The organism is Bacillus sp. JJ1474, assembly GCF_036965225.1.
Lineage (GTDB): Bacteria > Bacillota > Bacilli > Bacillales > Cytobacillaceae > Cytobacillus.
The window spans coordinates 5,645-5,879 of sequence record NZ_JBALPC010000245.1 but is presented as its reverse complement, the minus strand read 5'-3'; positions in this window follow the sequence as shown (position 1 = coordinate 5,879).

Sequence of the window (235 nt, the reverse complement as noted above, 5' to 3'; positions counted from 1 at the left end):
CTTTATAGGGAATTAGTGATAAAATTTTACTTTTTATATCCTATTGTCAAATAATTCAGACATCGATTAGCGGAATGTGTAAAAAAATTTTTACAATGAAATTTAACAAAAATTTTCTTATAAAAGTAATATTGGTTGTTTAATATTCAGCAGTTTTTAATTTACTACGTATGCCATTACTTTAAGGGATGTTGCGGATTTTTTATTAAATAATAATTGAAATCAGATATTGGCA